General features: G+C 68.0%; 3 protein-coding genes. All 3 read right to left on the bottom strand.

All coding sequences use genetic code 11. The features are described from left to right. A partial coding sequence (locus ACTIFF_RS17730) for a GDP-mannose 4,6-dehydratase (protein WP_439538026.1) occupies window positions 1-146 on the bottom strand: 146 nt, incomplete at its 3' end. A gap of 51 nt (window positions 147-197) precedes the next feature. Next, entirely contained in the window at window positions 198-878 is a 681-nt protein-coding gene (gene epsI, locus ACTIFF_RS17725; protein ID WP_439538025.1) for an exosortase-associated protein EpsI, B-type, read from the bottom strand. 592 nt (window positions 879-1,470) lie between these two features. Then, on the bottom strand, window positions 1,471-3,852 hold the full coding sequence (locus ACTIFF_RS17720; protein WP_439538024.1) for an alpha/beta hydrolase fold domain-containing protein: 2,382 nt from the start codon (window positions 3,850-3,852) through the stop codon (window positions 1,471-1,473). Window positions 3,853-4,516 lie beyond the last annotated feature (664 nt).

Genomic DNA, 4,516 nt, shown 5'->3' with positions numbered 1-4,516 from the left:
TCGTACAGGTGGTCGATGCGGTCGGTGTTGAAGAGCGAGGAGCGGCGCTTGATGCCGTGCACCTCGTAGCCCTTCTTCAGCAGGAATTCGGCCAAGTAGGCGCCGTCCTGGCCGGTCACGCCGGTGATGAGTGCGATTTTGGTCATGAAGATGTGACGGTTGCGTGTCGAATTCGGGTCAAGGCAGCTCGGCTCGGATCAGAGGCCGGCGAGCCGCGCGCGCGCATCGGGCGCGAGGGTTGGCAAAAGTTGCTCGATGAACTGTTCCTGCTTCGCAAAGGCGATCGCGGAGTCACGGTCAATGGACGAGATGCGAAACAGCAGGCCATCCGGAATCTCGCCGCGCAGGCCGTACTTCATTTCCGCCAGCTTCTTCGACGTGCCACCGGTCAGCGCCTGCGTGCCCACTGTCGTCCAGTAAGTGATGGGCTCGTAGCGCTGCTGCGAAAGATGGGTTTCAAGACGCTTGATGGGGATGTCGCCGAGCGGCGTATTCAGAATCGCCTTGCGATTGGTGATCACCTGAAACCCCTGGGCCGGATAACACACCTCTGGGTAGTGAAGCTGATTGCCGTCGCGCTGATCTTCGCCGTAGGCGATTGACAGCATGATTCGGTAACCCTCTGAATTCACGTAGGTTCGGGTAACGATCTGGCTGTAGAGCTGGTTCAGCAATTCGGTCTGCTGCGGGTTGACCACACCGCCGCCTGAGCGGGTGTCGATCTGCCAGTCGCCGAAGCGCTGCGGGATGGCGGCTTCGATGTCGAGCTTCGGAAGCGTGTCGACGATCCTGCGCGTCGGGGTCATGACGGTGGCGATGGCTGCCGCAGACGTCATGAGCACGGCAGCAGCCAGTGCGGAAATAAGCGATTTTTTCATCAGTGACGCGGGAACCGTTGCGAGTGATAAACCGGACAGCGAAGTATGGCCCTTGCCCAAGTATGGCCCTTGCCCTGCAGGGCATGAAGGCGACGATCTCACGAAGTGTGACAGTCCCGAAAGTAGCCGGATGCATGTTGCAGTGCAACCTTGCGCAGAGTACTACGTCACGGTTGCGGTGAAGTGACGGTGCGGTGTCGGCGGATGCTGACAAGGCCGGCCGAAGGAAAGGCGGTGTGCCATGCGGGAGTGCGGTTTCTGTCGGAGCGGCACCCTCGCCGCGATTGGCACTTTGCACGGTGATGGTCGCTGCACCGATCGCGGCGGGGACGCCGCTCCCACAATCCCTGCGCTTGAGGGCTCGCTGTGGTTCCGGGCGCGCCGCCTTTGTGGGAGCGGCGATCCTCGGTTGGCCCTGCATGGCCAACCGGCTCCGCGGGCGGCGAGCAGTGTTCGCCGAAACCCCCGCTCTGCCCTAGCCGCGATACGCACTTCGCAGTGCGATGGTCACCGCACCGATCGCGACGGGGCCGTCGCTCCCACAGTCCCACGGTCCCACATGCCACAGCCCACATCCCACAGCCCGTTCCACTCACGCCAGCGTGTAGTCCGCCAGGTCCGGTTTCTTCACCGCCTTCACGTATTCGCGGGTGAAGCCGGGGAAAATGGCGATGACGCGGCCGTTTTCCATGCGGTACCAGCTGCGGCACTGACTCCATACCGAGGTGCCGAGGCGTTGCTGCAGGTCGCGGTTCCAGGCGTCGGCGACTTCGGGGCGTACGTCGATCCAGCGCCGGCCGCCGGTGCGTACGGCCTGCATGCAGGTGATGGCGTGCTGCACTTCGGGTTCTATATAGAGCAGCGTCGAGGTGTGGCCGGTGGCGGTGTTGGGCCCGAGCATCAGGAACATGTTGGGAAAGCCCGCCACGGTGATGCCCTGGTAGGCGGCCGGGCCGTCAGCCCAGGCGTCGGCCAGCGTGCGCCCGCCGCAACCGGTGATGCGCAGCGACGACAGGAGCTGCACGGCGTCGAAGCCGGTGGCGCACACCAGGGTGTCGATCTCGCGCTCGCGACCGTCTGCCGTCACCACGCCGTTCGGCGTGATGCGGGTGATGGCGTCGGTCACCAGTTCGACATTGGGCTGGCACAGTGCGGGGTAGAAATCGTTGGAATAGATGATGCGCTTGCAGCCCAGCGGGTACGGCGGCGTGAGCCGCTCGCGCAGTGCGGCGTCGGGCACCTGCTTGTCGCGGTGGCGGGCAGCGGTCATCAGCATGGATTTGCGCGCCAGCGTGCCTTCGTCGAAGCCGCGCCGGCCCAGTTCGAGCGCCTGCACCCAGGCAGCCCGCACCGCGGCGGCGTACGGCGGCAGGTGGGCGAGCATGCGGTCGAGCACGGTGTAGCGACGGTCGAGCCGCGGCATGACCCAGTTGGCGGTGCGCTGGAACACGTGCAGCTGGCCGGCTTCGGCGGCGACCGGCGGCACCAGCTGCGATGCGGTCGAGCCGGTGCCGATGACCGCGACACGTTTGCCGGCCATGGCGTAGCCGTGGTCCCAGCGGGCGGAATGGAGGGTCTTGCCGCGGAAATCGGCCAGCCCGGGGATGTCGGGCCAGCGCAGCTGGCTCAGCGGGCCGGTGCTGCACACGAAAAAGCGCGCGCTCAGCGCGTCGCCGCGCTCGGTGACGAACTGCCAGCGGCCGCTGGATTCGTCGAAGGTGGCTTCGGCGAGCCGGGTACCAAGCCGCATGTGTCCGATCAGGCCGTGCTTTTCGGCCACCTGCTGCATGTAGGCCTGGATCTCGGGCGCCGAGGCGAAGCGGCGCGACCAGCCGGGGTTGGGCGCGAACGAGAACGAATAGGCCGGCGCGGGCACGTCGACATGGGCGCCCGGGTAGGTGTTGTCCCACCACGTGCCGCCGAGCCCCGCCTGCTTTTCGAGGATGACGAAATCGTGGATGCCGGCGCGCTTGAGCTGCACCGCCATGCACAGGCCGGACATGCCGGCACCGAGGATGACCACCTCGTGCCGCGTGGTGATCGGCGCCGTGGCAGGCGCCAGCGACGCGTGGGTGAAACGGGCGATGCGGGCGATGGCCGCGTCGGCGCTGGGCAGCGCGCCGCCATGCATCTGGAACACATGCCAGCGCCGCTCGGTGATGTCGCATTCGACTTCGACACCGGCGGCGTCGAGCGCGTCGTGCAGCGCCACCGCCTGGTCGTGCAGCAGCTCGTCGGTGCCGGCCTGGATCAGCGTCGGCGGCAGGCTGCGCAGATCGGTGTGCAGCGGCGAGGCGAGCGGCGATTCGGGCGGCGCGTCGCCCAGGTAGTGCGCGGCGCAGGCTGACGCCCAGTCGGTGCTGAGCATGGCTTCGCCGGCGGGAATCGAGTCGGGCATGCCGGCGGTTGTCATGTCGACCCAGGGCGACAGCAGCACGAGTGCGGCCGGGCGTGGCGCGTCGGCGTCGCGCAGCGCAAGGGCGGCCGCCAGTGCCAGACCGCCGCCGGCCGAATCGCCGGCGATGACGACCGGGCCCTGCTCGGTCAGCGCGCGGAAGGCGGCGACGGCGTCGTCGATGGCGGCCGGAAAGCGGTGTTCGGGGGCGAGCCGGTATTCGAGCGAAAACACCGGCAGGCCGCTGGCCAGCGCGATGCGCGACGTCAGCGCCCGATGCCCGAGTGCCGAGCCCACGCAGTAGGCGCCGCCGTGCAGATACAGGACGACGCCCGGTCGCACCGGCGGTGTTTCATGTCGGCGCAGCCACTCGCCCGGCACCCCGCCGACCGTGGCCGGCTCGATCGACACGCCGGCCGGCACCAGCGTGGTGCGGGCGAGCCGCGCCAGCCAGCGCCGCTGCGCATCAATCGACCAGCGCGGCGAAAACGCGGGCTTGAGCACCAGCTTCAGCGAGCTTCGAATGAGACCGGCCGACAGCGCCTCGATGAAGCCCCGGGGTGAGTACGTCTTCCTCATGCAACACGCTCCGCCTCAGTTCGGTGGGTTCCGTGCAATCACGGCACTGCGCACCCTACCTCACCCGGACCGATCAGCGAACATGCAACGCACCCGCCAACCCGCTGCGAACTTCCCGGCGTCTGCGCTCGCGAGGGCTTTTCGCACGAGCGGCGGCCTCGCCGCGATGCGCACTTCGCACTGCGATGGTCACAGCACTGATCGCGACGGGGACGTCGCTCCCACAGTCCCTGCGGTTGAGGACTCGTCGCGGTCTCCGGGCGCGCCGCCCCTGTGGGAGCGGCGGCTCGCCGCGATACACACTTCGCTCCGCGATGGCCGCGGCACCGATCGCGACGGGGCCGTCGCTCCCACAGTCCCTGCGCTTGAGGCCTCGCCGAGGTCTCCGGGCGCGCCGCCCCTGTGGGAGCGGCGGCTCGCCGCGATACGCACTTCGCACCGTGATGGTCACCGCACCGATCGCGACGGGGACGTCGCTCCCACAGTCCCTGCGCTTGAGGACTCGCCGTGGTCTCCGGGCGCGCCGCCCTTGTGGGAGCAGCGACCTCGCCGCGATGCGTACGTTGCACTGTGATGGCCGCGGCACTGATCGCGACGGGGACGTCGCTCCCACAGTCCCTGCGCTTGAGGACTCGCCGTGGTCTCCGGGCGCGCCGCCCTTGTG

It is taken from the genome of Methyloversatilis sp. (assembly GCF_051861465.1).
In the GTDB taxonomy this organism is placed as follows: domain Bacteria; phylum Pseudomonadota; class Gammaproteobacteria; order Burkholderiales; family Rhodocyclaceae; genus Methyloversatilis.
Note: the sequence above shows the minus strand (reverse complement) of the source record. Positions and strands in the feature narration are given on the sequence as shown.